General features: G+C 53.2%; 2 protein-coding genes. Both read left to right on the top strand.

Annotated features, from left to right (window positions below; genetic code table 11):
• Positions 1–439 precede the first annotated feature (439 nt).
• Positions 440–841 carry a hypothetical protein gene (locus tag BQ7486_RS00010; RefSeq protein WP_204206963.1) on the top strand — a complete coding sequence of 134 codons (402 nt, stop codon included), beginning with the start codon at positions 440–442 and terminating at the stop codon, positions 839–841.
• Positions 819–1022 (top strand): hypothetical protein, encoded by a 204-nt coding sequence (locus BQ7486_RS00005; RefSeq protein ID WP_143182963.1) that lies wholly within the window; start codon positions 819–821, stop codon positions 1020–1022. The genes BQ7486_RS00010 and BQ7486_RS00005 overlap by 23 nt, the downstream gene beginning before the upstream one ends.
• The last annotated feature ends 11 nt before the right edge of the window (positions 1023–1033 follow it).

Here is a 1033-nt window from a genome sequence, read left to right as displayed (position 1 = left end):
ATGCTGGAGGCTCGCAGACGCCATCCGGAGCGCTGGATCACCGGGAGAGTGCTGAACTGTACGCCGATCAAAGAGGTGTGGCTTAACCCCGAAAATGGGCAGTTGGAGGAAAAGCATGCCAAGGCAGCTTGAACAAACGCCCCGCTGTTGCTGCGACAGCGCGTTCGGCGGTTTTCCGCGGGCCTCAGGCTCGGCCTCCTCCTGCCTGAGGAGGCTCATTCTACCGGCCTGCCGACCTCTCGCGCGAACGGTGCAACACAGCTGCATCAAAGGTTTTTCTACGGGCCAAAAAACTCTGGGTGAATCCGCCGAAGGCAGAGAGGGCCAAGCCCTCACTGAGCTCAGACAACAACCTACTTTTTAAGAACAAAATCGGCGAAAGCTCACTTGACATTCACCGGATGCATCGGAAAAACTGTTTGGAGCTGACAAAACCTTCTTGGGCTCGAGAAGCATGCGGGTCCAAAGCAATGAAGCGGTTTCAGCCAAATTTTTCATTGAGTTTATTGTCCTGATCATCCGCAACCGGTTCTACATCCTGCTCAAAGAGGAAATGCTCAGAACCGAGAAAAGAAAGAATTTTCTGACAGTGCCTGCGGCCCTGAAAGAGCTGGAAAAAATTGAACTCGTGAGACGGCAAAGCGGACTTTATGGGCTGGACCACGCCGTAACAAGAACGCAGAAAATCATCCTCAGTTGCTTTGGCATGAATGAAGATGATGTCCGCAGGGGTGCAGCATCGATAGCAGCGTCACTGGTCGCAGCGGCCGCCAATCAAAAAGACAACAATGAACCCGAAGAGGACGATGATGCCGAGAATGAAATCTGTGACGTCGATTGAAGCGAAAATTGCGTTGGCGCAGGAGAAACTCCTGGCGGCGGAAGCTCGATACAACGCATGGGCTGAAAAGTTGCTTGCCCTGCAGAAAGAAAAGGAAGAGGTGCAGGCAGCCAACATCGCCGCGGCTCTCAGAACCAGCCGGAAGACCTATCAGGAGCTGATGACCTTTTTGGGGAAATAATCACCCGTGCC

It is taken from the genome of Duodenibacillus massiliensis (genome assembly GCF_900128485.1).
GTDB classification, from domain to species: Bacteria; Pseudomonadota; Gammaproteobacteria; order Burkholderiales; family Burkholderiaceae_F; genus Duodenibacillus; species Duodenibacillus massiliensis.
Note: the sequence above shows the minus strand (reverse complement) of the source record. Positions and strands in the feature narration are given on the sequence as shown.

Bases quoted from the DNA above. Each gene is read 5' to 3' on its own strand.
- BQ7486_RS00005 (WP_143182963.1), top strand. From the start codon at position 819: ATGAAATCTGTGACGTCGATTGAAGCGAAAATTGCGTTGGCGCAGGAG.